The organism is Desulforhopalus vacuolatus, assembly GCF_016918505.1.
In the GTDB taxonomy this organism is placed as follows: Bacteria; Desulfobacterota; Desulfobulbia; order Desulfobulbales; family Desulfocapsaceae; genus Desulforhopalus; species Desulforhopalus vacuolatus.
Genome location: NZ_JAFFPZ010000012.1, coordinates 66,391 through 91,061, shown reverse-complemented (window position 1 = coordinate 91,061; position 24,671 = coordinate 66,391). Strand labels below are relative to the sequence as shown.

20 protein-coding genes and 2 tRNA genes are annotated in these 24,671 nt (G+C 50.9%); 11 read left to right on the top strand and 11 right to left on the bottom strand.

The window, feature by feature from the left end; translation table 11 throughout:
* Positions 1 to 67 precede the first annotated feature (67 nt).
* From JWG39_RS09390 to uvrC, 3 genes are all read left to right on the top strand, one after another.
* Positions 68 to 898: an MliC family protein gene (locus tag JWG39_RS09390; protein WP_205219135.1), complete on the top strand. Its 831-nt coding sequence runs from the start codon at positions 68 to 70 to the stop codon at positions 896 to 898.
* A 448-nt stretch (positions 899 to 1,346) separates the two neighbouring features.
* Entirely contained in the window at positions 1,347 to 2,609 is a 1,263-nt protein-coding gene (locus JWG39_RS09385; protein WP_205219134.1) for an NAD(P)-dependent oxidoreductase, read from the top strand.
* A 6-nt stretch (positions 2,610 to 2,615) separates the two neighbouring features.
* Entirely contained in the window at positions 2,616 to 4,538 is a 1,923-nt protein-coding gene (gene uvrC, locus JWG39_RS09380) for an excinuclease ABC subunit UvrC (protein WP_205219133.1), read from the top strand.
* Between the two features lie 14 nt (positions 4,539 to 4,552).
* On the opposite strand, the gene JWG39_RS09375 is transcribed toward uvrC, so the two are convergent.
* Positions 4,553 to 4,723, bottom strand: a complete 171-nt coding sequence (locus JWG39_RS09375; protein WP_205219132.1) for a hypothetical protein — start codon at positions 4,721 to 4,723, stop codon at positions 4,553 to 4,555.
* Positions 4,724 to 5,185: 462 nt separating this feature from the next.
* On the opposite strand from JWG39_RS09375, the gene JWG39_RS09370 reads away from it, so the two are divergent.
* The 6 genes from JWG39_RS09370 to JWG39_RS09345 all read left to right on the top strand — a co-directional run bounded on the left by JWG39_RS09370 (position 5,186) and on the right by JWG39_RS09345 (position 12,078).
* Positions 5,186 to 6,790, top strand: a complete 1,605-nt coding sequence (locus tag JWG39_RS09370; protein ID WP_205219131.1) for a hypothetical protein — start codon at positions 5,186 to 5,188, stop codon at positions 6,788 to 6,790.
* A 595-nt stretch (positions 6,791 to 7,385) separates the two neighbouring features.
* A complete protein-coding gene (gene trpB, locus JWG39_RS09365; protein ID WP_205219130.1) occupies positions 7,386 to 8,636 on the top strand; it encodes a tryptophan synthase subunit beta in 1,251 nt (416 codons plus the stop codon).
* Positions 8,633 to 9,406: a tryptophan synthase subunit alpha gene (gene trpA, locus JWG39_RS09360; protein WP_205219129.1), complete on the top strand. Its 774-nt coding sequence runs from the start codon at positions 8,633 to 8,635 to the stop codon at positions 9,404 to 9,406. The genes trpB and trpA overlap by 4 nt, the downstream gene beginning before the upstream one ends.
* Entirely contained in the window at positions 9,406 to 11,172 is a 1,767-nt protein-coding gene (locus JWG39_RS09355) for a M3 family oligoendopeptidase (protein WP_205219128.1), read from the top strand. Before trpA ends, JWG39_RS09355 begins: the two co-directional genes overlap by 1 nt.
* Complete coding sequence (gene tadA / locus JWG39_RS09350) at positions 11,169 to 11,633, top strand: tRNA adenosine(34) deaminase TadA (RefSeq protein WP_338032197.1); 465 nt, start codon at positions 11,169 to 11,171, stop codon at positions 11,631 to 11,633. The genes JWG39_RS09355 and tadA overlap by 4 nt, the downstream gene beginning before the upstream one ends.
* 277 nt (positions 11,634 to 11,910) lie before the next feature.
* Positions 11,911 to 12,078 carry a hypothetical protein gene (locus JWG39_RS09345; RefSeq protein WP_205219127.1) on the top strand — a complete coding sequence of 56 codons (168 nt, stop codon included), beginning with the start codon at positions 11,911 to 11,913 and terminating at the stop codon, positions 12,076 to 12,078.
* A 108-nt stretch (positions 12,079 to 12,186) separates the two neighbouring features.
* Here the strand turns inward: JWG39_RS09345 and JWG39_RS09340 are convergent, their stop codons facing one another.
* The 9 genes from JWG39_RS09340 to JWG39_RS09300 all read right to left on the bottom strand — a co-directional run bounded on the left by JWG39_RS09340 (position 12,187) and on the right by JWG39_RS09300 (position 18,857).
* Positions 12,187 to 12,909 carry a LutC/YkgG family protein gene (locus tag JWG39_RS09340; RefSeq protein WP_205219126.1) on the bottom strand — a complete coding sequence of 241 codons (723 nt, stop codon included), beginning with the start codon at positions 12,907 to 12,909 and terminating at the stop codon, positions 12,187 to 12,189.
* Positions 12,909 to 14,396, bottom strand: a complete 1,488-nt coding sequence (locus JWG39_RS09335) for a LutB/LldF family L-lactate oxidation iron-sulfur protein (RefSeq protein ID WP_205219125.1) — start codon at positions 14,394 to 14,396, stop codon at positions 12,909 to 12,911. The genes JWG39_RS09340 and JWG39_RS09335 overlap by 1 nt, the downstream gene beginning before the upstream one ends.
* Positions 14,393 to 15,178, bottom strand: a complete 786-nt coding sequence (locus JWG39_RS09330; RefSeq protein WP_240192069.1) for a (Fe-S)-binding protein — start codon at positions 15,176 to 15,178, stop codon at positions 14,393 to 14,395. Before JWG39_RS09330 ends, JWG39_RS09335 begins: the two co-directional genes overlap by 4 nt.
* Positions 15,179 to 15,822: 644 nt before the next feature.
* Positions 15,823 to 15,908 (bottom strand) — tRNA-Ser (locus JWG39_RS09325).
* Between the two features lie 24 nt (positions 15,909 to 15,932).
* A complete protein-coding gene (locus JWG39_RS09320; protein ID WP_205219124.1) occupies positions 15,933 to 16,526 on the bottom strand; it encodes a 50S ribosomal protein L25 in 594 nt (197 codons plus the stop codon).
* Between the two features lie 91 nt (positions 16,527 to 16,617).
* Complete coding sequence (locus JWG39_RS09315; protein ID WP_205219123.1) at positions 16,618 to 17,559, bottom strand: ribose-phosphate diphosphokinase; 942 nt, start codon at positions 17,557 to 17,559, stop codon at positions 16,618 to 16,620.
* Between the two features lie 36 nt (positions 17,560 to 17,595).
* Positions 17,596 to 17,670 (bottom strand) — tRNA-Gln (locus JWG39_RS09310).
* On the bottom strand, positions 17,650 to 18,519 hold the full coding sequence (ispE, locus tag JWG39_RS09305) for a 4-(cytidine 5'-diphospho)-2-C-methyl-D-erythritol kinase (RefSeq protein WP_205219122.1): 870 nt from the start codon (positions 18,517 to 18,519) through the stop codon (positions 17,650 to 17,652). The genes JWG39_RS09310 and ispE overlap by 21 nt, the downstream gene beginning before the upstream one ends.
* Before the next feature lie 5 nt (positions 18,520 to 18,524).
* Positions 18,525 to 18,857, bottom strand: a complete 333-nt coding sequence (locus tag JWG39_RS09300) for a DUF1844 domain-containing protein (RefSeq protein ID WP_205219121.1) — start codon at positions 18,855 to 18,857, stop codon at positions 18,525 to 18,527.
* A 585-nt stretch (positions 18,858 to 19,442) separates the two neighbouring features.
* Between JWG39_RS09300 and gltX the strand changes: the two genes are divergently transcribed.
* Entirely contained in the window at positions 19,443 to 20,930 is a 1,488-nt protein-coding gene (gene gltX / locus JWG39_RS09295; RefSeq protein ID WP_205219120.1) for a glutamate--tRNA ligase, read from the top strand.
* 32 nt (positions 20,931 to 20,962) lie between these two features.
* On the top strand, positions 20,963 to 22,639 hold the full coding sequence (locus JWG39_RS09290; protein ID WP_205219119.1) for a glutamine--tRNA ligase/YqeY domain fusion protein: 1,677 nt from the start codon (positions 20,963 to 20,965) through the stop codon (positions 22,637 to 22,639).
* 80 nt (positions 22,640 to 22,719) lie between these two features.
* On the opposite strand, the gene JWG39_RS09285 is transcribed toward JWG39_RS09290, so the two are convergent.
* Positions 22,720 to 24,474: a serine hydrolase gene (locus JWG39_RS09285; protein ID WP_205219118.1), complete on the bottom strand. Its 1,755-nt coding sequence runs from the start codon at positions 24,472 to 24,474 to the stop codon at positions 22,720 to 22,722.
* Positions 24,475 to 24,671 lie beyond the last annotated feature (197 nt).

Sequence of the window (24,671 nt, the reverse complement as noted above, 5' to 3'; positions counted from 1 at the left end):
TTAATTTATCACCCTGTTTGTCCTGTCGTGTTTTTGGATCAGTAAAAAATGTAAATGGTGTAATTGAATGAAACGAGCCATCGTCCTCCTTGCCCTTCTTACCAGTTCCTGCGGATTTTTCAGCCATGAAAACTCCCTGTCCATCGCTGTTGACACTCCTGTCCCCTGCACTCCAGAGTGGTACAGCTTTGTGAGCAGGAACCTCTCCCTTGAGGGATCAGTACAGACACCTCTCCCGGGGACACCGCAGTGGATGCAGAGCGTGGAGAATCAGCTCGGCGCGGAAGAGAACTCTTCCTGGCCGCGGGTGGGAACGAAGGAGTGGTGCAGCATGGCCGACAGCAGATTGAAAGCCATGATGCTCGCCACATCTCAGCCCGCCTCTTTTTCCTGCGACCGGGTGGACGAAGAGAGCACGGAGGGGACCATTTGTCAAACGCCGGAACTGGTACAGCTGGATCGCAGTCTGAGCGAGTCCCTGAAATTTTGTGAAGAGGAGAGTTCGCTGAATATTCAGCGTCTCCTCGAAAAGAAACAGCGCGAGTGGCGAGTTTCCCGTGACAGCTGCGGCTATGGTGAGGAAGCTGTGCCCTGTATTGCACACTCTTATCGCAGGCGCATTGCCGCTTTGCGGGCAACGTTTGATCTGGCGTTGAAGAAGGGGCCGATCCATTTCACCTGTCCGGCGAATCCAGACGGCGACCTCACGGCGTTGTTCTACGCCACTGATCCCCCCACTCTCCTCGCCACGCGGGAAGACAGCACGTCGGTGCTGTTTCTCGTCCCCTCAGAGAGCGGGGAAAAGTATGAAGGGGAAAACACGATGGTGTGGGAGCAGGATGACAAGGTGCTGGTTCGCTGGGGCTACGGTGCTGCTACCCTTGAGTGCACGAAATAAACCAGGGAGAAAAGGAGACGGGAGACGGGAGACAGGAAAAAGCAAAAGACGGTAAGACATTTTTTTTCACCGCGAAGAACGCTAAGGAACGCGAAGAAAGGCAAAAAGATTTGAGAATAGAGATTTTTTAAATCAAACAGAAAAGGGCGGAGAAAGGAGACGGGAGGCAGGAAAAAGCAGGGCAACAAAACTTGATGACGTTTATTATGGGATGAGACGACTTAAGGTGTTCTGGTGAAAGACAGAACAGCGAAAAGATTTTTTTTTGTTGGCTATCCAGTTTTTCGCGTTCCGCGTTTCTTCGCGTTTCTTCGCGTTCTTCGCGGTGAAAAAACCGTTTTACAGCTTTTTGCTCTTTCCCGTCTCCTGTCTCCTTTCTCCCTTTTTATCTTTTTCATAACTTTTTAAGAATCATTACTTTCATCAACCCCTACAAGACTGAGACATCATGGGAAATCATATTATTGAAGAGGCAGACCGCTGCCTGCAGTGTAAAAATCCGCAGTGCACCAAAGCGTGCCCGGTGGGAACTCCGGTCAACGTGGCCATCCGTCTGCTGAAAGAAAACAATATCAAGGCGGCCGGATCTCTGCTGTTTGAGAATAATCCACTGTCCGTGGTCTGTTCGCTGATCTGTCCCCACGAAAGATTCTGTGAGGGGCACTGCATCCTCGGCAAAAAGAGCACACCGGTGCAGTGGAGTACCATTGAGCACTACATCTCGTGCTATTTCATCGACCGTTTTCAGGAGGACTCCTTCCTGCTTCCGCAACGGAATGAGCGGGTGGCGATTGTCGGTTCCGGCCCGGCAGGCATCACCATGGCCTTTATCCTCGCCATAAACGGTTTCAAGGTAACGATTTTTGAATCAGAAGACAAGATCGGCGGCGTGCTGCAGTATGGCATTCCAGATTTCCGTCTGCCAAAGAAAATTCTCGACAAGCTCCACCACGCCCTCCTGCGTGTCGGAGTAAAAATTCGGCCGAACATTCTCATCGGGCCGGTGGTCAGTCTGCAGGATCTGCTCCAGTCAGAATATCAGGCGGTATTTATCGGCACGGGGGTGTGGAATCCGAAACCGCTGCGCCTTCCCGGTGAAACTCTCGGTAACGCTCATTATGCGATTCACTATCTCAAAAACCCGGACGTCTATCAGCTCGGCGATCAGGTGGCGGTTATCGGCGCGGGAAATGTAGCCATGGACGTAGCACGCACGGCTCTGCGCAAAGGCAGTGATGTTACTGTACTCTACCGCCGTGGAGCAGAAGATATGAGTGCCACGAAATATGAATATGAATATGCCAGACTGGACGGGGTACAGTTTCAATTTTACACCTCCCCAGTACGTATTACTGAGGAAGGTGTGATCATCTGCACGACGCGTAAAGAAACCAGCGCAGACGGGAAGGTCTCCATTGTTAACGTAGAGGGTACGGAGGAACTGTTCCCGGCGGATTCCGTAATGATTGCGGCGAGTCAGGCTCCGCGCGGCAACCTTTCCGGCATTGAGATTGGCAAGACCGGGCTTGTTATTACAGACCGGGTCGGCAGAACAAGCAATCCGGCCATCTTCGCCTCCGGGGATGTGGTCACCGGTGCAAAGACCGTGGTGGAAGCGGTGGCCTGCGCCAAAATCTCCGCAGCGGCAATTATGGACTATCTTGACTGCAGAGCAAAAGGTGGCACAGACTGCGATACGACAAAGGACTGATTCCAGATGCTTCCTGAGGGTACACTGCAGTCCGCGCCGCACAGGCCCGGTGTGTATATCATGCTCAACGCCGCTTCGGCAGTGATCTATGTGGGCAAGGCGAAAGACCTCTTCAAGCGCCTCTCTTCTTATGAGCATTTCTCCGCTAAAGAGTGGAATAAGACCGGGGTAATGCTGCAGAAGGTGGTAAAGGTGGACACCATCATCACCTCCACCGAGAAGGAGGCACTCATCCTTGAGGCCTCGCTGATCAAGAAGCACAAACCGCGCTACAACGTTCTGCTGCGCGACGACAAGAACTATCCGTGGATCAAGGTGACGGTGCAGGAGGAGTGGCCCCGGGCCTTCATGGCGCGACGTAAATCGAAAGACGGTGCACGCTACTTCGGCCCTTATTCTTCTGCAAGTGCGATGTGGGCGACACTGCGGGTTATCTCCTCTCTCTTTCCCCTGCGCACCTGCAAAGGAGCGGCGCTGAAGATGCGGGAACGGCCCTGTCTCAACCGGCAGATTGGCCGCTGTCTCGCACCCTGCACGGGAAAGGTCTCGCGGGCGGAGTATATGAAGCATGTAGACCAGGTGTTGATGCTGCTTGAGGGACACAGCCATGAACTGGTAAAGCTGCTCACCGGGCGCATGGAGCAGGCAGCAGCCAGCCTGCAGTTTGAAACCGCCGCCATCCTGCGCGATCAGATCGCCGCCCTCAGCCGCACTCTCGAAAAACAGCTCATCTCTGCCAGCCACGACAAGGACCAGGACATCTTTGGTTTTGCCCGTAAAGACGCGGCGGTGGTGGTGGCTGTTCTCTTTATCCGCAACGGCCTGCTCAACGGCAGCCGCAGTTTCTTTCTCGCCGATCCCTACGGTGACGACGAGGCCATTCTCTCTCAGGCCCTTGGCCAGCTCTACGCTGGCGATACCGTTTTCCCTTCCGAGATATTACTCCCCTTTTCCCTCGAAGATATCGAACTGCATGAAGAAAATTTTTCCGACAGCGCGGGCCATCGCGTATATATAAGAACGCCGCAGCGCGGGGATAACGTCCGTCTCATTGAAATGGCGAACGCCAATGCCATGCAGGTGTTTGAGGAACGGGAGAAAAAGAAGAGTTCGTGGGAAAATCTGTGTGACTCCATGGAGAAAAGCCTGCATCTCGTGCGCACACCAACGCGGGTGGAGTGCCTTGATATCTCCAACATTGGCGGAAAGCAGGCGGTGGGCTCGCTGGTCTGCTTTACAAAGGGCGAGGCGGACAAGAAGAACTTCCGACATTTCAAGATTCGCACCGTGGACGGGCCAAATGACTACGCCATGATGCGCGAGGTCCTCATGCGGCGACTGAGCCGTGGCATTGAGGAGGATAATCTGCCCGATCTCTTCGTGGTGGACGGTGGCAAAGGACAGCTCGGTATCGCCATTTCCGTGGCGAAGGAACTGGGGATCTCTAATGATATCGACTGGCTCGGCATTGCCAAGGAGCACCACGAGGAAGGAGAGAAGCTCTTCAAGCCGGGGCGGAAGAATCCGCTATTGCTGCCAGCACATAATCCAGTACTGCTCTATATCATGCGCATTCGTGACGAATCCCACAGGTTCGGCATTACATTTCATAGAAAGTTGCGCAACAAAGAGACGTTGACATCTGAACTTGATAGTATTCCAGGGATTGGAGACGCGAAGAAAAAAGTACTCTTGAAAAGCCTTGGCAGTCTGAAGCGGGTAAAAGAGGCCAGTAAAGAGGAGTTGATGGCGGTGAAGGGGGTTGGCGTTGAGCTGGCCGAGGCGATTTTGCGACATTTTGCGGAAGAAAAGAAGGGGAGAAAGGAGACGGGAGACGGGAGACAGGGAAAAGCAAAAGACGGAACAGCGAAAAACTTTTTGCCAACGAATAAAAGCTCTAATCATGCGAATAAAGGCAAAAAAATTTAAAAAAGATTTTAAAATTAAACGGGGAATTGCTGTTGTGCTGATTTTTCACCAATGATGTGTAAGGTCACCGTTATCACCCCGTGGTGACAATGTGGCGTGTATGTTTCACGGGTTATCGGTGTTCCGTATTCGGTTACGGTTGCACCGTTATCGTTACGTTTACCGTCACCGTGTAGACAAGGCATGCCTTGTCTCTACAACACCATTGCTGGAATCACTGTTGTGCCGATTTTTCACCAGGATGTGTAAGGTCACCGTTATCACCCCGTGGTGACAATGTGGCGTGTATTGTTTCGCGGGTTATCGGTGTTCCCTATTCGGTTACGGTTCCACCGTTATCGTTACATTTATCGTCACCGTGTAGACAAGGCATGCCTTGTCTCTACAACATCATCGCTGGAATCACTGTTGTGGCTATTTTTCACCAATGCAATAAATTTTACATCCTGTTTTTTCCTGTCTCCCTTCTCCCGTCTCCTGTCTCCCTTTTTTTTGTCTTTCCTCTTTGCAAATCTGAGAAGAGTCTGGAAGAATCCTATCCACAGGTTTATAATCAAGGGTACCTTGAAACAGCCTGCATTCGTTTATATTTGAGGCCCCCACAACGGTCTTTCATCGTCCTACAACCCGTTCCTTTCTGAGATCCCATGAAAAAACGTATCCTCAGCTGCGTCCAGCCGGGCGGCAGATTTGTCTATGGTATTCACAAACCCTCCTACAACGTAAAAAATATGCGCGGAACCACCCGCTTTGATATCCTCGGAGAGGACGAAAACGGGGTGGTACGCAACACGGAGAATTTCCCTGTTGGCACGGTAGAGGTTGCCGGTGCGGACTGGATCTATGAGATTCCCAATCCCTTTCCCTTTCGTGGCCGCACCTTTATCGACAAAGAGTGGGCCGACCATTCGGCGGAGGATCCAGCGCGAATCAAGCTGCCACAGATGCCCGCTGTCAGTATGAGTGAGTTGTTCGGCAACCCCCCGGAAAATTGTGAAATTATTACGAAGCTCCCCGCTCCGCTTCAGCTTGCTCTGGCAACCACCTCCACCGATCCACGTGATCTGGTACTGCTTGCCCGCACCTGCTGTGAACTGATTGAAGAGGAGGGAGAACCGATACGCCTTCGCTACAGCAATAAAGGTGGCCGCAGACGGGCGGTCATCCACGATCATCTTCTCTTTGAAGGGGTGGCCAATAATCCCCACCTGCCGGATGAATACAAGGTGGCAATGGTCATCCGCCCCGGCGCACAGGGGGCAAGCGAGATTGTCGGCGAGTGGAAGGTGGAAGGTGAGAGCCACATCTATGAATATCTGCGTCGCAACTCCTATATCAGCGGCGGCCACTACGCAGCCAACATGGCGGAAGATGCCATCCGCTACAGCACCCCTGCCCTCAGCGAGTGTGATATGGAGGGGCTGCGTCATCTCTACTGTCAGCGCAGTTACGTCAGACTGGCCGAGGCGCTTGACCTGCCAGTGCCGGAGGAGGATCGCACCCTCAGCAGCAGCGAACTGGAAGAGTTGCGCCTCGCCATCTGCGCCGCCATGAAAGATGGCGCACAGGCCGAAGGACTGTCCGCCACCCTGTGGGGCTGGAATTACGGCTTCGACTATGCCCCGACCGGCTACCGCCTGCACGCCTCTCACCAGCAGATTCATCAGCAGTATGCAATGCTTCCAGAGGAGATTGAGGCCTTTCACGGCGGTGCAAGCACAACAGATGGTACCCTGCCCGCCTACGGTTGCGGCGACCTGATAGCAGATGTTATTGAACAGTATGCTGCAGAGTATCATTCTGATTTTTTTACAGATTATCGACAGGCAATTCAAAGTAATGAACGCATGGATGAACGCCGACTGGAGCAGTCGCTCGTTGTCTGGCGGGATGAAAACGTGATGCTTTTCGTCCCCAAGGCGCAAACCTCGCAGTGGGAGCTGCAACTGATGACACTCCCCGGCGCAGACGGCAGATTACCGGGCAATATTGTGGAGTGTAATCCGGCAGTGCGGCGTTCTCTGAACCAGGGTCTGCGCACCGCTCAGCGGGTGCTGGCGGGGATGGGAGCACGGATGGTGACCAGTATCGAGTTTCCCAAACGTCTTGGGGCATCTATCTCGCAACCACTGCTCTACTCACTGCTGCCCCGTCTACCGGAGTCTCCCGGGGCTTTCAGTGAGGCGCAACTGCGATTCATCATCGGTCATTTTCCGGAGGATTTTGCCATCGCCTGTCGCAAACAACTGTAATACCATTTACAGGCAGGGACGGGAGAACGGAGACGGGAGACAGGAGACAGGAGACAGGAGACGGGAAAAAGCAAAAGGAACCACGAATGGACACTAATAAACACGAATTATTACTAGAAAAACCATAAGAGAATGCCCTTGTGGTCAAATTCGGTCTGTTCTCATGCTCCAGGTAAACCACGGAAGACACGGAAAGCACGGAATATGAGAGCGTAAAACGCTCAACCCCGACTTTCGGATGACGCCCAAAGTTAACTAATAATCCTGGTGCACTGTATGGCTTAACTTCGGATACAAACGTTTTCGTTTAATGTGTTGTCCCTGTTCGTGAAAATTCGTGTCCATTCGTGGTTACAAACTGCAAAAGGAATCACGGATAAACACGAATTATTACTCATTCGTGATCACCCAACAAAATGTCCACGCAGCCGCGTTCTCTGGTCAATAAAAAATGTGATTGGTATGAGTAGCCGCCCTGCTCAACAGTTCGGGCGTTCCGCTTCACTAATTGGCAACTTTCTGGTATTGTTTTTTTCTTTTACCCTTCCCGACAGCGGGAGCACAATTTGGAATAATCTTCAACGAGAATAAAACTATGAATCCACCTACTGAAGACGGCCATTACGGCCGCTGGGGAGGCTCCTATGTCCCCGAAGTCCTGCATGATACTTTCAAACGCCTGAAAGAAGATTTTGCTGCGGCCAAAGCCGATCCGGATTTCTGGCGTGAATATGTTGAGCTGATGTCTACCTACTCCTGCCGGCCGACTCCGCTCACCTTTGCGGAAAATCTCACTCGCCACTTTGGCGGGGCAAAAATCTACATCAAGCGGGAAGACCTCAATCATACCGGCGCCCACAAAGCCAACAACGTGATAGGCCAGGGCCTGCTGGTGAAACGGATGGGCAAGACACGGGTTATCGCCGAGACCGGTGCGGGACAGCACGGTGTCGCCACCGCCACCATGGCCGCAAAATTTGGTTTTGAATGCACTGTCTATATGGGCGAAGTTGATGTTCTGCGTCAGCGGCCCAATGTCTTTTGGATGGAGAAACTGGGAGCAAAAGTAGTGCCGGTAACCGATGGCTCCAGAATCCTCAAAGATGCCATCAATGAGGCCTTTCGCGACTGGGTGACCAATATGGATAACACCCATTATGTTCTTGGCACCGCCTGCGGTCCGGCCCCCTTTCCCGAAATGGTGAGCTGGTTCCAGTCAATTATTGGCATAGAGGCACGGAAACAGATTCTGCATTATCACCATACCCTGCCCGCCCGGGTATATGCCTGTGTCGGCGGCGGCTCCAACGCCATGGGAATCTTTCAGGGATTTCTCGATGATGACAATGTGGAACTGGTCGGTGTCGAGGCTGGCGGTCACGGTTTGAGTACAGGAAAGCACGCCTCCCGCCTCTGCAGCGACGACGCCAGTCCCGGCATGGCGCAAGGATACAAAACAATGTTTTTGCAAAACAGCGACGGCCAGATGCTGGAGACCCACAGTGTCTCCGCCGGACTGGATTATGTCGGTGTCAGTCCGATCCTCGCCAATCTCAACGACCAAAAGCGGGTGCGCTTTGAATCTGCCACTGATGTTGAGGTCATTGAAGCTCTCAATCTGACGATGAAGAAGGAGGGAATTATTCCGGCGCTTGAATCTTCCCACGCCTTCGTGCAGGCCTTTAAAGAGGCACCCGGCCTGCCGAAAGACTCCGCCATCATTATCAACCAGTCCGGCCGGGGAGACAAAGATATCTTTACCATTGCCCATGCTCTTAAGGATCCGTCATGGAAGGAATTTATCATTAACGAGGCCCGCGAATATCAGCAGGGGGAAAGCAAATGAAACTTGAAGAGAACCTGCGCAGGCGCAGAGAAAACAAAGAAATTCTTTTGATGACGCATCTAGTGCTCGGCTATCCTGATTTTGACACCAACCGTGAGGTTATCGCGCAGATGGTGGAAAACGGAGTGGACAGTATTGAGCTGCAGATTCCCTTTTCCGAGCCGGTCGCCGACGGGCCGGTGATTCTCAAGGCAAGCCAGGAGAGTCTTGATCACGGCACAAAAGTAAGTGATTGCATTAACTTTGCAAAGGAAATGGTTGAAAAGTGGGACATTCCTTTTCTCTTTATGACCTACTACAACATCGTTTTCAAGTACGGTGAAGAGGCCTTTTTCAAGAAATGCGCTGAGATTGGCATCACCGGTGTCATCGTCCCCGATATCCCGCCGGAGATGGGCGGCAGTTTTTATCAATTTGCTGAACAGTACGGAATCTCTCCGGTGTTAATTTTTGCCCCCACCTCCAGCGACGAACGCATGGAGATCACCGGTAAATGCAGCCGTGGCTTTGTTTACTGTGTTCCCCGCAAGGGCGTTACCGGAGCAAAATCAGAATTTGGTGACGGGCTGACGCAGTATCTTGTCCGCTGTCGCAAACACACCAGCCTGCTCCTCGGCGTCGGTTTCGGGATAGAGAGCCGTGCGAATGTGGAAGCGCTGATCGGTAAGGCGGACATCGCAATCATCGGTTCGAAGACCATCAAACTGGTGGATGAGAAAGGTGCGGCTTCAGTCGGACCCTTTATTCGTCAGCTGCTGGGAGAAAAATAATGACTGTTGAAAAGAGCATTGGCTGCGAAAAGACCTTCTGGAATCTCACGGATCTCTATGCCGCACCCGATGCTCCCGCCGTCTCCACAGACATGGAGTGGTGTAGAAAAGAGGCTGAGGTAATTCACAAAGAGCATTCTCAACAGGTGGCAAAGCTTGATGCCGCCTCCCTTGCGTCTCTCGTCCGGCGTCTGGAGCAGCTCGACTGCCGTATTCTCAAACTTGAGACCTACGCTTTTCTCAACCACTGTACACAGCTCGACAACGCCGGGGCAGGTGCTCTGGAGCAGAAGGTGCGGGAGATGGCAGCCACCTGCGGTACACAGACCATCTTTTTTGCTCTGGAATGGAACAAACTGGAAAAGGCATACTGCGATACTCTGCTTGCCGATCCGGCACTCACCTCGTACCGCCATTATCTTACTGCCCAGCGTCGCTATCAGACCCATTTGCTCTCCGAGGTGGAAGAGAAACTGCTGCTGGAAAAGAGCCCGGTAGGGCGAGAATCGTGGATTAGCCTCTTCGACAAGGTTCTGTCAGGCTTGAAATTTGGCGAGAAAGGCCGTCTTGAAGAGGAGGTGTTGACCGATCTCTACAGCCCCGACCGTGAAGTGCGCGAGAGTGCGGCGAAGGAGATGACAGAGGGCCTGCAGGCAAATTTGCATATTCTCACCCATATCTTCAATACCCTTGCCGCCGACAAGATGATCAGTGACCGGCTGCGCCGCTACGGAAACTGGATCAGTTCCATGAACCTGCACAACGATCTGCATGACTCCACGGTGGACGTGCTGGTAGAGACCGTAACCAGTCGCTATGATCTGGTCGAGCGCTACTACAATTTAAAACGCGACACTCTCAAACTGCCGCAGCTGGAGGATTACGACCGTTACGCTCCCCTGCCCTCACTGCCGTCCCGGAAGATCTCCTGGCAGGAGTGTCAGAAGATGGTACTTCGATCCTTTTCTGAATTTTCACCGGAAATGGCGGAAATTGCCGGGCAGTTTTTTGAGAAGCAGTGGATTCATGCCCCGGGAATGCGCGGGAAACAGGGCGGAGCTTTTGCCCATCCCTGCGTACCCGAAGTGCATCCCTATGTGCTGGTGAACTACAACGGAACGCTTAACGATGTCTCCACCGTCGCCCATGAACTTGGCCACGGAGTACATCAGGTGCTGGCGGCGCAGGCGGGGTTCTACAACAGCGACACCCCGTTGCCACTGGCCGAAACCGCTTCAGTTTTTGCGGAACTGCTGGTCTTCAACAGTCAGCTTGCCCTGCTTGAGAACCCGGCAGAGCAGCATGCCTTTATCTGTCAGAAACTGGAATCGATCTTTGCCACAGTCTTCCGGCAGACCGCCATGAACCGTTTTGAAAATGCCATGCACAACGGCAGGCGGAAAAAGGGAGAACTGAGCAGTGAACAGCTCAGTGCATACTGGCTGGAGACCCAGCAGGCGATGTTCGGCAACTCCGTCCATCTGAGAAAGGACTACGGCATCTGGTGGTCCTATATTCCCCACTTCCTTTCCACTCCCGGCTATGTCTATTCCTACGCCTTTGGTGAACTGCTGGTGCTGGCGCTCTATGGAATATATCAGAAAGAGGGGGAGAGTTTTGTGGCGAAATATCTGCAGCTCCTTGCCTCGGGCGGCTCACAGTCACCTTATGATCTGATGAAACCGTTCGGCATTGATTTAAACAGCGCGGATTTCTGGAAGCAGGGACTGCGGGTGATTGAAGAGATGCTGGAGAGAATCGAGTGAACGACGATGTGAGCTGGATGAACCTCGCCCTTGAGGAGGCCCGCATAGCCGCCTCAAAGGGCGAAGTTCCGGTAGGCGCGGTGATCGTGCGTGAGGGAGAACTGCTGGCCCGGGCCGGAAACAGTCCCATAGGCCTGCATGATCCAACTGCCCATGCGGAGATTCTTGCACTGCGTGCCGCCTGCCGGCGAGAGGAGAATTACCGCCTGCCCCGCGCCACCCTTTACGTCACCCTTGAGCCCTGTGTCATGTGCATGGGCGCAATGCTTCACGCCCGGGTGGCGCGTCTTGTATATGGCGCAACCGACCCGAAGACGGGGGCGGCCCATTCCCTGTTTCAACTGGGCGGAGACGAGCGGCTTAATCACTACATTGAGATTACTGGGGACGTGCTGGCCGAGGAGAGCGGAGAGATGCTGCGGGAGTTTTTCCGCAGTCGACGGAAACGGGTAAAGGGATAAAAGGGAGAAAAGGGAGACAGGAGACGGGAGACGGGAGACAGGGAAAGGCAAAAGACGGAACAGCGAAAAACTTTTTGCCAACGAATAAAAGCTCTAATCATTCGAATAAAGGCAAAAAACTTTAAGAAGTTACGTTTTTATAAAAAATGCCCTTTTTCGCATGATTAGACCATTTCTATTAAGTTATGCTCTTTTTACATCCTGTTTATTCATTCGTAATCACAAAAAAAGATGTCCACGCAGTCGCGCTCTCTGGTCAATCCAAAATGTAAATGGTATGAAAGAATACAACGCCATGTTGTCACCACGGGGGGATAATGGTGGAATTTCATCACCCCTGGTGGCAAATCGGTACGGCGGTGATTTCCCGCGATGTTGGTGTGTAGACAAGGCATGCCTTGTCTCTACGGTGTGCGGCAATTGTAGCGGTAACTCTTATCGATAACCCGCGAAATAAATCGCCAGTACAACGGACGTTATCAGGTTTTGTTGCCCTGCTTTTTCCTGCCTCCCTTCTCCCGTCTCCCTTCTCCTGTCTCCCTTCTAATCCCGTTTATTCGACCTCATCAAGAATGATACAGTGCAAAGCCCGCGGCCCATGCGCTCCATGAACCAGTACTGCCTCAATATCCGCTGTTTTTGACGGCCCGCTGATAAAGACCATTGCCTCTTCAGAATATTTTCCCAGCCGCGCGTAAAACTCGTCATAATCCGCCACAATATTTTCCAGACGCAGCAGTGCAATATGAATCGACGGCAGCAGCGAGGTTGAACGAGGCTGTCCCGGCAGATCACGCTGCACGATGGCCGCTCCGGCAGCCATGGCAAGTTCGGGGGCAGTGATTCCGGCGAGAGCTTTCTCACTGCGGGCGCGAATATCCTTTTCTCCTCTTGCGGTGGAGTAGCTGGTAATCTTCTTTTTTTGCAGCACTTCAGGCAGATTGAGAGCGACAAGATCGGGATGGTCGTGCACCATAACAATCTTTTCGGAGGAGAACTCAGGCTCTGTCTCCTTAAGAATCTTGACAATGATCTTCTGCGCCTTTTTAAAGGAGGCAGCCCGATAGCAGGTCAGATTCAAGGTCTTCGCAACATCCTCAAAAAGAGAGGCGAGCTGCAGCAGTTCTTCATGACTGCGACGATGCGTTTTTGCCGCGAGGGCATCCTGATCTTCCGAGGCGAAAATGGCGGGGAAGTCTGCCGGGTCACGCAGAGTCTCTCCATCCTGCCCGGTGGCGATGGCGATCTTTTTCAAAAAAGCGGTTCTCTCAGCCATTACTTTTCCTCCCCTTCATCTTTTCCACTGTTGTCTTCTTTCTTCTCTGCCGGAAGAGGTCTGTTCTGCAGCTTTTCCTTCCAGAGGCGCGCAAAACTTTTCTCCGCTATCGGCGGAAGATCACGATCATCTGTCCATGCACGGCCAGGGCCGGACATGGCGGTAACCATATCGTTCTGGTGCGGTTTCTTTTTCATGATGGAGCGGACGACTTTCTCCCCCGTGTGCCAGAGGCGGGGTGAGACCATGGCCTCACCGACACCGCGAAAGGCCAGTTCCTCCAGGGGGTTTTGCTGCTCTACATCCCACTTTTCGTCACCATAAGCCAGTTTCTCCCGCAGAGCGAGCAGCATGCGGGGAATATTATTTTTCACCGGGCAAACCTTCAGGCACGCGCCGCAGAGAGTTTCCCCTTTGCAAAGGTCAGCCTGGGCGTTAATTCCATTGAAGAGAGGCTCGATTACAGCACCAATCGGTCCACTGTACGTTGCACGGTTGTAGGAATGTCCGCCGATTTTGCCATAGACGGGACAGACATTGAGGCAGGCACCACAGCGAATACAGCTGAGAATTTCACTGAAGGTCTCATCGGCAAGAATCTTTGAACGGCCGTTGTCGATAATAATCAGGTGAAACTCCTGCGGACCGTCTGGACAACCTTCCGCCACCGGCCCGCCGTTGAAACTGACATAGGTAGAGATCTTCTGCATCGCCGCACCCAGGGTGAGAAGCTGCAGCATATCCTTGTGTTCCTGCATATTGGCGACAACGCGCTCCATGCCCATGAGGGCAACATGAATCGGCGGCATCGTGCCTGTCATACGAATATTTCCCTCATTGGAAACCAGCGAAACCTGTCCTGTTTCAGCAACGGCAATATTACAGCCGGTGATTCCCATATCTGCCTTGAGAAATTTCCTGCGCAGGGCCTTACGGGCAGCAAGGGTCAGTGCAGGGGGATCATAAGAGAGAGGCGTGCCGATTCGTTTCGCAAGAAGGTCACCGATATGCTCTCTATTCATGTGAACAGCCGGGGCAATAATATGAGAGGGAATATCTTTATCAAGCTGAACGAGATACTCACCGAGGTCGGTTTCCCAGTGTTCAATACCCGCATCTGCGAGGGCCTGATCAATCTTGATCTCCGCACTGAGCATGGACTTGCCCTTCACCACCATCTTTACATGGCGGCGTTTCGCGAGTTCGATGGTGTAGAGCCGGGCCTCTTCCGCCGTCTCGGCGAAGAAGACGTGACCACCACGTGCCTCCACAGAATCGGCAAGTTTTGCCAGCAGGATATCAAGATTTTTCAGATTTTTATCTTTGGCTGCCTTCACTCTGTTCCGCAGTTCATCCATTTCAGGCTTCTCTTTCCACAAATTGAGAAGTCCTGTACCGAATCGATCCTGGATCAGGTTAATCGCAGCCTGCAGTTTGTCGTCAGCTATCGCCTTTTTCGCATTTTCCCGATAGAAACTTTCACTCATTTTTCGCTCCCTGCCAGAATTTCAGCGATATGAACCACCTCAACCGTCTCCCCCAGGCGAGAGAGTCGACCCTTGATATTCATAAGACAGCTCATGTCACAGCCACAGACGACATCGGCACCGGAGGCGAGGATGTTTTTGATCTTTTCATCCACGAGGGCAGTAGAAATTTCGGGATAGTTGATGGAGAAGGTGCCACCGAAACCGCAGCACTGAGTACTGTCTTTCATCTCAATCAACTCAAGCTCTTTAACATTATTCAGCAGTACCCGGGGCTGGCGGTCGATGCCAAGGTTGCGATAGAGATGGCAGGAGTCATGATAGGTGACTTTACGCCTGAAGGTTGCCCCGCAGTCACTCACACCGAGCTGATCAACGAGATATTCACTGAACTCATAACAGCGTTTGCCAACGGCCCGTGCCCGCTCCTGCATTTTCGGAGAATCTTTGAAGAGCTCCGGATAATCATGACGCACCATAGAGACGCATGAGCCGGAGGGACAGACAATATCTTCGGAATCTTCAAAGAGTTCGATGAAGTGCAGGGCCGCTTTACGCGCCTCCTTCTGGTACCCCGCGTTGAAAGAAGGTTGTCCGCAACAGGTCTGTCCGGGAGGATATTCAAGGGGAATACCGAGTCGGTCGAAGACCGTAACCATCGCCTCGCCGACGTGGGGAAACATTGAGTCAACAAGACATTGAATAAAGAGGGAGACTTTTCGTTTTGCCATGGGATTAAAGAGGAAAGAGTTATTGAAGGTGCCGGAGGAACCCGCCGACATAGAGCTCGGCGGCTGGTTATCTGCCACCGAGGAAGACAATTTAAAAATTAACTAATGCTGAATAATATTGTATAGATTCATTTGTAATGTAGTAAAATGTAGTATATCATGGATATTGTAGCTCGGTAGAGTCTATCGAGTACATACGTGGAGAATCTTTTAAACTTCGGTTTTATCGAAGATCTTTAAGGATTTATAGAAACGTATAATTTTCTATAGTAGATAGTAAATTACTGTTAGATTCAAGATTATAGCACTGTTCTTGTTTTCCGGGGCTTGATTTTTTTCTAATAAGATCAACTGGGCAAAATATACGAAAAAAAAGGAGATTATATAAGGTACCCATAATACTAATCACATTTTTTATTGACCAAAGAATGCGGCTGCGTAGACATCTTTTTTGACGATTACGAATGAGTAATAATTCGTGTTTATTCGTGTCCATTCGTGGTTCCTTTTGCTTTTTCCTGCCTCCTGTCTCCTGTCTCCTGCCTCCTTTCTCCCTTTTCCCGTCCCTTCCTTTGTTTCCGCGTCAATTTCAGATTTTCATCAATCTCACTGTTGCCATCAGTGTCAATGTCGTTGCCTTTCCACAAGAAACAACAAAACCCCACAACTCTAAAGTTGTGGGGTTTTTTATATCCTGGCGGAGAAGGAGAGATTCGAACTCTCGGTACTTGCGTACACACGCTTTCCAGGCGTGCACCTTAAGCCACTCGGTCACCTCTCCGCAAAATAAAAATCTATAAAAAGATTACTTTTTCTTCTTAGCAGCAACAGGAGCAGCAACAGACTCTACCAATGCTTTGTCGACAACAACAGCAACGCCCGGATCTTCAACCAGAGTTACATTCGCGGGCAGCGGAATGTCTTTACATTCGATACTGCTGTCAATGGTAAGGCTGGTAACATCCACAGTAATTTCATCCGGAATATCAAGAGGCTTGCCAGAAAGCAGCAAAACACGGTGATGAATATGCAAAATGCCACCAAGATCAACACCTTTCGCAACTCCCGTGTAAACGATGGGAACTTTATAGCTCTGAACCTTGTCGAGATCAATTTCACAGAAATCAACATGAATCAGGGAGTTATCCACCGGGTGAACTTGAATTTCACCAACACGAACGCTTCTCGAACTGCCCTCTACATTCAGGGTGACGACAGCATTACGTCTATGGAAGTCAAGCAGCTGGCCATAAAGGACTTTAGTATCAAACTCCAGCATCTGAGCATCTTTGCCACCACCGTAAACGACTCCAGGGGTTTTACCCTGCATCCGCAATTGACGCATGGGGCCTTTTCCTGTTACTTCTCTTGCTGAAGCGGAAATCTCAACCTGATACATTGTCTTCCTCCTGCTGCTGACCCCGAATAAACTCTTTTCAGACAGCGCGTGATTCTAAATTTTATTTTAAAATATCTCTTATTTCCTGCAGTTATACAAAAAGATAACTTACAGAATCTTCGTTGTGAATTCGATCAATTGCGTTGGCGAGAAGTTTCGAAACAGAAAGCACTTTGATTTTATCACAGGCTTTTGCTTCCTCCCGCAACGGAATGGAGTTCGTTACAACCAGAGATTTCAGCTCTGAGTTGGTGAGACGATCAATTGCCGGGCCTGAGAGAACGGGATGAGAACAGCAGGCATGAACTTCTGCAGCCCCATGTTCCATTAGCGTTCTCGCTCCAGCACAGAGCGTCCCGGCTGTATCTACCATGTCATCCATGAGAATGGCAACCTTCCCTTCAACATCTCCGATGACATTCATTGCTTCGCACTCATTCGGACGATCACGGCGCTTATCGATGATTGCAAGCCCTGTATCCATCCGTTTCGCAAATGCCCGTGTCCTTTCGACACCACCGGCATCCGGAGAAACCATAATAACGTCTTTCCCGGCGAATTGTTCACGAACATACTCGATAATGACGGGAGCTGCATAGAGATGATCGACAGGGATGTTGAAAAAACCCTGGATCTGTCCCGCATGAAGATCCATGCAGAGAACCCGTCGCACTCCGACCGCCATAAACATCTCAGCAACAACCTTTGCTGTGATAGGCACCCGGGGAGCATTTTTACGATCCTGCCGCGCATACCCGTAATAGGGTACAACAGCAGTAATCCGCCGTGCAGAAGCTCTGCGAAGCGCATCCACCATAATAACCAGCTCCATGAGATTGTCATTGACTGGAGTACAGGTGGGTTGAACGACAAAAACGTCCGTACCACGAACGTTATCTTTAATTTCAACGAATATTTCGCCGTCACTGAACTTACGAACATCCGCCTGACTCAACGGCATGTTCAAATGATCGGCAATTTCTTGTGCCATCGCTCGGTGGGCATTACCAGAAAAAACTTTTAAGTCTCGCATTATACTGCCGTGGATAGGAAATCAGGGGATAAATGATGGCTGGGGCGGCAGGGATCGAACCTACGAATGCCGGGATCAAAACCCGGTGCCTTACCTCTTGGCGACGCCCCAGTATACCTTAGACCAAAAAACTTTACTTCCGTACTCCGCCTGCAACTTCTCGAGAATACTGCACTTCTCGTCCGTTTCCACAGAACCAACTGCGAATACTCCGAACACCGTACCTCCGCTGCCTGACATTAATACCTGTCGAGCTCCAACTTCACGCAACGTCTGTTTTAAATTCTCTATCTGAGGATACAATGCAAAGCTGATTGATTCAAGATCATTATGCATATCCTGCAAATTGAAGCTTTGTTGTTGAAGACGCGCTAATTTAGATTTTTTACCGGCACTTGTCAATATTATTTTTCGAAAAATTTCGGCGGTAGAGACACTGAACCCCGGATTGACCAGCAGAAACTCGTAATTTTCCAAAGAATCAACAGGATACATAAGGTCCCCAATTCCGCCAGCAATAACAGCAGGCGCATCAATTGAAAAAAAGGGGACATCCGCACCAAGCCCGCGTGCAAATTTGATCAATTCTTTGTCAGAAAACTCCTTCCCCGCCAGATCGTTCAGCGCCCGGAGCACTGTTCCGGCATCGCTGCTGCCGCCACCGAGTCCCGCCGCCACCGGAATATTTTTCTCGAGGGAGATGTGAACCCCGGAACCAGACAGTTGCCTGCTTTCTCTGAAAAAAAGTTCCGCTGCCCTGACCGCAAGATTGTTTTCGTCTGTCGGAATCGTCTTGTCAGAGCAGCTGCATTCCACCCTGCCGCTGTCATTGAGATCAATATCAAGGATATCGCAGAGATCAATCTTCTGCATCCGCGTCAGCAGATCATGATAGCCATCCTCCCGTCTGCCGAGTACATACAGGAAGAGATTAACTTTGGCCGGAGCCTCAAAACGCATGGGAATCAGCTCTTTTTGACGTGTTGAACAAACCTCAATTTTGCATCGTAGAGAATGCTCTTCAGCAGTTGCTCCTCTTCGTTGGTCAGATTGCCTTTTGTTTTGTTCTCGATCACAGTGAGACTGTCAATGGCATTTCTCGCCAGGTCAAGGTTAACCACGGTTTTCCCGGTATCAGGATCCGCAATGTCACCAAGATGGTAGAGTGCAGAGGTATTCAATGAAAGAATAAATGCAGAAAAGGTCACCTCCGGCATGACACATTTCCCCTCTTTATTTGGGACTTTTCCTTTACAAAAGTCCGTATCACCAGCATATTCTTTTTTCTGATCAGCCATCTTGCTTCCTCCAGATTCGTTTACCGTAAGTTCTTCCTTTTATACCAATCACATTTTTTACTGACCAGAGAACGCAAAGAGTAAAGATAGAACAACAGCAATTCTTTGTTTAATTTTAAAATCTTTTTTAAAGTTTTTTGCCTTTATTCGCATGTTTAGAGCTTTTATTCGTTGGCAAAAAGTTTTGCGCTGTTCCGTCTTTTGCTTTTCCCTTTCTCCCGTCTCCCGTCTCCCGTCTCCCTTTTTATTTCTCCTTTTTCCCGTCCCTGCCTTTGAATCCGCCAATACAAAATGTAAATGGTATTACTCTGTCTCTTCGGAAACGCCTTCGTGGCTTCTCAACCTGTCCCGCCGAAACCGTAAAAGAAACCGTAAAAACAACAGACTGCCCAAAATAATCCCGACAGATGGAACGAGGCAGCACAAAGTACATTTTCCCAGATGCCATGAAATGAATCCAAAGACTTATAGGAATTTCACACAGTGAAATCAAGGCACGAAGATGCTTTTTCTATTCAGGTTGAGATTCCCGGTTCATAGTGATATAAAAAGAAGTTTTATCAACCCTGCAAACAGGAGCAGAACATGAGTGAGACTCGCCTTCGTTTTCCCCCCAGCCCCACGGGCTACCTTCATATCGGCGGTGCACGTACCGCCCTCTACAACTGGCTCTACGCAAAGCAGACCGGCGGCAAGCTGATTCTCCGTATCGAAGACACCGACACTGAACGTTCCACAGATGAGTCCATTCGTGGAATCATTGAAGGTCTTGAGTGGCTCGGCATTGATTTTGATGAGGGGCCCTACTTCCAGACTGATTTTGAAGCCGACCATTGCGCTGCCGCACAAAAGCTGCTGGAATCCGGAGCAGTGTACAAGTGCTTCTGCACGAAAGAGGAACTTGAGGCCAAACGGGAAGCGGCAATAGCCGCCAAAAACCCCAATATCGGTTATGATGGAACCTGTCGTCATCTCACTGCGGAGCAGGTTGCCGAAAAAGAAGCTGCCGGAATACCGAGTGTCCTGCGTTTTAAGGTCCCCGAGTCCGAGGGACAGGTCTCCTACGACGACCTTATCATGGGCCGCATTGCCGCCAGTTATTCCGAGATTGAGGACTTTGTCATCGTTCGTTCCAACGGCAAACCGCTCTATCTTCTTTGCAATGTGGTAGACGATATCCGCGACCGCATCACCCATGTCGTTCGTGGCCAGGATCACATGACCAACACTCTCAAACAGGTTATGCTTTATGAAGCCCTCGGTGCTCCCCTGCCCCGTTTCGGGCACATGCCGTTGACTCTGGATAACAAGAAGGCAAAGATTTCCAAGCGCAGCCACGGTGAGATTGTCGCGGTGCAGTTCTACAAAGAGCATGGCTTCATTCCCTGGGCACTGAACAATTTTCTCGCCCTGCTCGGCTGGTCCGCCGGGGACGACAAGGAGTATTACAGCAAAGAGGATCTGATCAAAGCGTTCTCCTTTGACCGTATCAATCGCTCCAGTGCGGTGTTCAACTTTCGCAAAAACGACCCCAGGTTCTTCACCGATCCGAAGGCGATTTCCATGAATGAGCACTACCTGCGCACCATGCCCATTGAAGAAATCGGCGAGTTGGTCCGCAGAGATTTCGAAGCCGAAAATCTGTGGAAGGAAGAGTACGCCGGCGACCGTAAAGAGTGGTACCTTAAGACCCTCGATCTCATCCGCGAACGCTTTCACACCCTCAAGGACTTTGCATCCCTCGGTCGCGCCTATTTTGCCGACGATTATACCGTTGAGGAGAAGCCTCTGAAAAAAAATATCCTCAAAAACGAGGGCCTGAAAGAGTGGTTTCCGCAACTTGCCAGCCGCTACGAAGCACTCTCTCCTGAAGAGTGGACAATTGAAAAGACCGAAGAGATTGCCAAAGCGTATGCTGAGGAACTGGGGGTGAAGCCAGGAATTATTATAAACGGAATGCGCACCGTGGTTACCGGACAGGCCGCCGGCCCGTCACTTTTCGATATTCTGATGCTCATTGGCCAGCAGAAGGTAATCCAGCGACTGCGGAAAATTGACAGCTTTTACGCCTGAGTTACCTGAAAAATTTTACAGCGAAACCTGATATGAGTGACAATACCGAAGAAAAAAAACCTCTTGATTTTATCCGTCAAATCGTTGCCGACGACTTGAAAACGGGCAAACATAAACAATCCGTAACCCGTTTTCCACCGGAGCCCAACGGCTTTCTGCATATTGGCCATGCCAAGTCAATCTGCCTCAATTTCGGCATTGCCGAGGAGTTTGGCGGCCGCTGCAATCTGCGCTTTGACGACACGAATCCAAGCAAAGAAGAGGAAGAGTACGTCGATGCCATCAAACGCGATGTGGAATGGCTGGGGTTCAAATGGGCTGGCGACGTTCACTACGCCTCGGACTATTTCCATCAGCTCTACGATATGGCCCTTGAGTTGATCAAAAAGGGAAAAGCCTACGTCTGTGAACTGGACGCTGAAAAAATGCGTGAATACCGTGGCACACTTACCACGCCGGGAAAAAACAGCCCCTGGCGGGATCGCAGCGTGGAGGAGAATCTTGAGCTGTTTGCCAGAATGAAAGAGGGAGAGTTTGCCGAGGGCAGCCATGTGCTGCGGGCAAAAATCGACATGGCCTCCCCTAATTTCAACCTGCGTGATCCGGTCATCTATCGCATTCTCAACGCGGTTCACCATCGCACCGGCAGTGAGTGGCATATCTATCCAATGTATGACTACACTCACTGCCTCTCAGATATGCTGGAGGGAATCACCCACAGCCTCTGCACTCTGGAATTTCAGGACCATCGCCCGCTCTATGACTGGGTGCTTGATACCCTTGAGACACCCTGCCATCCACAGCAGATTGAATTTGCCCGTCTCAACCTGAGTTACTTCATTACCAGCAAGCGCAAATTGCGGCGGCTGGTGGAAGAAAAGCATGTCAGCGGCTGGGACGATCCACGCATGCTCACCGTCTCAGGTATCCGCAGACGGGGTTACACTCCAGCCTCGCTTCGCAACTTCTGTACCACCATCGGCATCGGCAGGAGCGACAGCCGTATTGACCTCAGCGTCCTGGAAGATGAACTGCGCAACGACCTCAATGTCAACGCCCCGCGACGCATCTGTGTCCTTGATCCCCTTAAATTGATTGTCGACAACTTCCCCGAAGACAAGGTGGATATGGTGGATGGCAAAAACCATCCCCAGAATCCAGAGATGGGTACTCGCCCTCTTCCTTTTACAAAGGAACTCTATATCGAACGGGAAGATTTCATGGAGGAGCCACCGAAAAAATATTTCCGCCTTGGCCCCGGCCGTGAAGTCCGTCTGAAATACGGCTATCTCGTGCAGTATGTTTCCCATGAAAAGGACAGCGACGGCAACATCACCGCTGTCCACTGCACCTTTGACCCTGAAAGCCGCGGCGGCTTTGCAGTCGACGGTCACAAGGTCAAAGGCACCATTCACTGGGTCTCCGCGAGTGAAGGCAAGACGGTGACAGTAAATCTTTACGAACGTCTTTTCAGCGTTCCCGATCCGGAAACTGATTCCGAGGTGGATTTTATTGACCAGCTCAATCCATACTCCATCAAGGTGGTAACGAATGCTGTTGCCGAACCGGAACTGCTGAACCTCGAGCCTGACACCACCGTACAGTTTGAAAGGATGGGTTATTTCTGTATCGATCTTAAGGACTCTGCGCCGGGAAAACCGGTATTCAACCGCGCAGTCACCCTGCGTGATTCGTGGAAGAGTAAATAAATCCCCCTGCTGTAACAAACAAAAAGGGTGCATGGCTTCGCGAAGCCATGCACCCTTTTTTATTCCCTCGGACCTCTCCGTCAGCGCAGATGGTGATCCCGCTTCAGATCTTTATACACCAGCGTGGAAACCTCGCGAATGATGTTCCCTCTGGAGTTCATCCATCCAGAGTAGTTTGAGGCCCGGGAACTTCGCTCAATCAGCCCAACTACGATGTATGGATAACGTCGACCGCTTTGTGTCTTCGGCACCAGAATTCCCATATCACCGATCAGGTGAGCGGTGGAACCCGTCTTGTTATAAACCAGAGTCCCTTTGGGAATCGGCGTCCCGTTGTAGATACGATCGCGTCCCGGCAGCGCCATCAGGCGTCGAATCTCCCGACTGTTCGGGAGGTTGTCATCCCACAGCGCACGAAGAAAACGCACATAATCCGCAGGAGCTGCCGTGTTACGGTACGTACGTCCTCCCGCCGGAATATATTCGCGGATATGAATATTGCGCAGTGTTTTGTGATAATATTTGCGCAACAGCCTGTCACAGGCAAGGGGCCCGCCAACTTGTTTCATTACCCAGTTGGTGGCTGCGTTGTTACTGTGCTGAATCATCAGGCTCAGCTTGCGCCGTGCCTTCGCACCATATTTCAATTTTCCTTCTTTTACCTGGTGAAAAAAGGCCAGCGCGACAAAGGGCTTGATCATGCTCGCCGCCTGAAACTGTTTCTCGGCGTTAATATCAACCACGCTTTCATTCTGTTGCAGGTCATACACCATCCAGCCGGTTGCTTCATCGCCACGAATCTGTCCTGTGCTGCGCAGGGTGTCAATATGATGCTCTATTGACTTTTCCAAAGCCGTATTCGTTCGCCCCATGTTATAGGACGCAAGGTGGCGCGGCGGCGGTGGAGGAGGGCCGCCCGCTCTCCGATATCCCGGGGCAGGTGGAGGAGGCCTGACTGTGGCAATTTTTACAGAAGTATCAGCTTTTCCACCCCCCTCGACTTCAAGGGAAGTGCCTGCAACCACCGGCTGATGGCCACGGGAATATTTCACTTTGTGTTTATCGGCAAGAAGAGCAGCGACAGCGCCTTCTTTCACCTTCAGATGATATTTGACGATCTTTAATGCCTTAATGACCAGGCGGCCGCGACGGTCCCGATTGATATCATCGACAATCTTCTGTTCAACAGGGTCATCGTTGATACGGCTCGACTCGCCGTAAACAACATTTTTGCCATCTTCCGGGACAATCTTCGGCTTAATACCTGTCTGCCCAAGCGCCAGGGACTGTTCATCGGCTGTTCTTTGAGCCAGCTTCCGCTCTCCGCAATAGTGATAAACAAGGGTGTAACTGCCACTGTCGTTCTGTTCAATATATAATTCATCGTGAAGCTGCGAACCAATCGTATTAGACACTGTCGAGTAAAGATTTTTTAACTCATCGAGGTTTCTGCCTGTACGATAACTAATATTATAAAGGGGATGGAAGAAATTGTCACGCAGGGCATAGGGCTCATCGAAACCGGCGGCATGCAGTGTTTTACTGTGCTTTTTAAGAGTTTTATATACATTTTTCCGAGAGGAATTACAGTCATAAATGAGAGCATATTCGGAACCTTTCCCCATCACCTTTATCTTATCGCTGATGGTATTATCGAAGATACTTTCCAGTTCCTGTTTATAGTCGAGGATCCGGTCAAGCTCGCGTGAATTGAGGTAAACGAGGTCATACTTCACCTGCGGTTGAGCAGCCAGGGAAAGGACCGGCACGGCAAAAACAGCGATCACCAGGACTGAAAAAGCTGTTCTTCCGAGAAGAGAAAATAGTGGCTTCATAGGAGCTGTTGAAAGGCAGGATGTCAATTAGTTTTCTCTGCGCAGATCCGCAGAAACTGATATTACGACTCTTTTTTTTACCTTATACCGCGAAAAACCGCAAGCCCGGAAGCGCTGCCATGCAGGAATTCTTTTTCTTGTTCAATCCTTAATTTTCACCGCAAAAAAAACAAGTTACATGATTTTATGACCAGAGA

Bases quoted from the DNA above. Each gene is read 5' to 3' on its own strand.
- JWG39_RS09375 (WP_205219132.1), bottom strand. From the start codon at position 4,723: ATGCCTTGTCTACACGGTGACGGTAAACGTAACGATAACGGTGCAACC.
- JWG39_RS09355 (WP_205219128.1), top strand. From the start codon at position 9,406: ATGACTGTTGAAAAGAGCATTGGCTGCGAAAAGACCTTCTGGAATCTC.
- gltX (WP_205219120.1), top strand. From the start codon at position 19,443: ATGAGTGAGACTCGCCTTCGTTTTCCCCCCAGCCCCACGGGCTACCTT.
- JWG39_RS09320 (WP_205219124.1), bottom strand. From the start codon at position 16,526: ATGTATCAGGTTGAGATTTCCGCTTCAGCAAGAGAAGTAACAGGAAAA.
- JWG39_RS09390 (WP_205219135.1), top strand. From the start codon at position 68: ATGAAACGAGCCATCGTCCTCCTTGCCCTTCTTACCAGTTCCTGCGGA.
- JWG39_RS09340 (WP_205219126.1), bottom strand. From the start codon at position 12,909: ATGGCTGAGAGAACCGCTTTTTTGAAAAAGATCGCCATCGCCACCGGG.
- JWG39_RS09300 (WP_205219121.1), bottom strand. From the start codon at position 18,857: ATGGCTGATCAGAAAAAAGAATATGCTGGTGATACGGACTTTTGTAAA.
- trpB (WP_205219130.1), top strand. From the start codon at position 7,386: ATGAATCCACCTACTGAAGACGGCCATTACGGCCGCTGGGGAGGCTCC.
- JWG39_RS09370 (WP_205219131.1), top strand. From the start codon at position 5,186: ATGAAAAAACGTATCCTCAGCTGCGTCCAGCCGGGCGGCAGATTTGTC.
- JWG39_RS09315 (WP_205219123.1), bottom strand. From the start codon at position 17,559: ATGCGAGACTTAAAAGTTTTTTCTGGTAATGCCCACCGAGCGATGGCA.
- trpA (WP_205219129.1), top strand. From the start codon at position 8,633: ATGAAACTTGAAGAGAACCTGCGCAGGCGCAGAGAAAACAAAGAAATT.
- uvrC (WP_205219133.1), top strand. From the start codon at position 2,616: ATGCTTCCTGAGGGTACACTGCAGTCCGCGCCGCACAGGCCCGGTGTG.
- JWG39_RS09345 (WP_205219127.1), top strand. From the start codon at position 11,911: ATGAAAGAATACAACGCCATGTTGTCACCACGGGGGGATAATGGTGGA.
- JWG39_RS09285 (WP_205219118.1), bottom strand. From the start codon at position 24,474: ATGAAGCCACTATTTTCTCTTCTCGGAAGAACAGCTTTTTCAGTCCTG.
- JWG39_RS09290 (WP_205219119.1), top strand. From the start codon at position 20,963: ATGAGTGACAATACCGAAGAAAAAAAACCTCTTGATTTTATCCGTCAA.
- JWG39_RS09330 (WP_240192069.1), bottom strand. From the start codon at position 15,178: ATGTCGGCGGGTTCCTCCGGCACCTTCAATAACTCTTTCCTCTTTAAT.
- ispE (WP_205219122.1), bottom strand. From the start codon at position 18,519: ATGCGTTTTGAGGCTCCGGCCAAAGTTAATCTCTTCCTGTATGTACTC.
- JWG39_RS09385 (WP_205219134.1), top strand. From the start codon at position 1,347: ATGGGAAATCATATTATTGAAGAGGCAGACCGCTGCCTGCAGTGTAAA.
- JWG39_RS09335 (WP_205219125.1), bottom strand. From the start codon at position 14,396: ATGAGTGAAAGTTTCTATCGGGAAAATGCGAAAAAGGCGATAGCTGAC.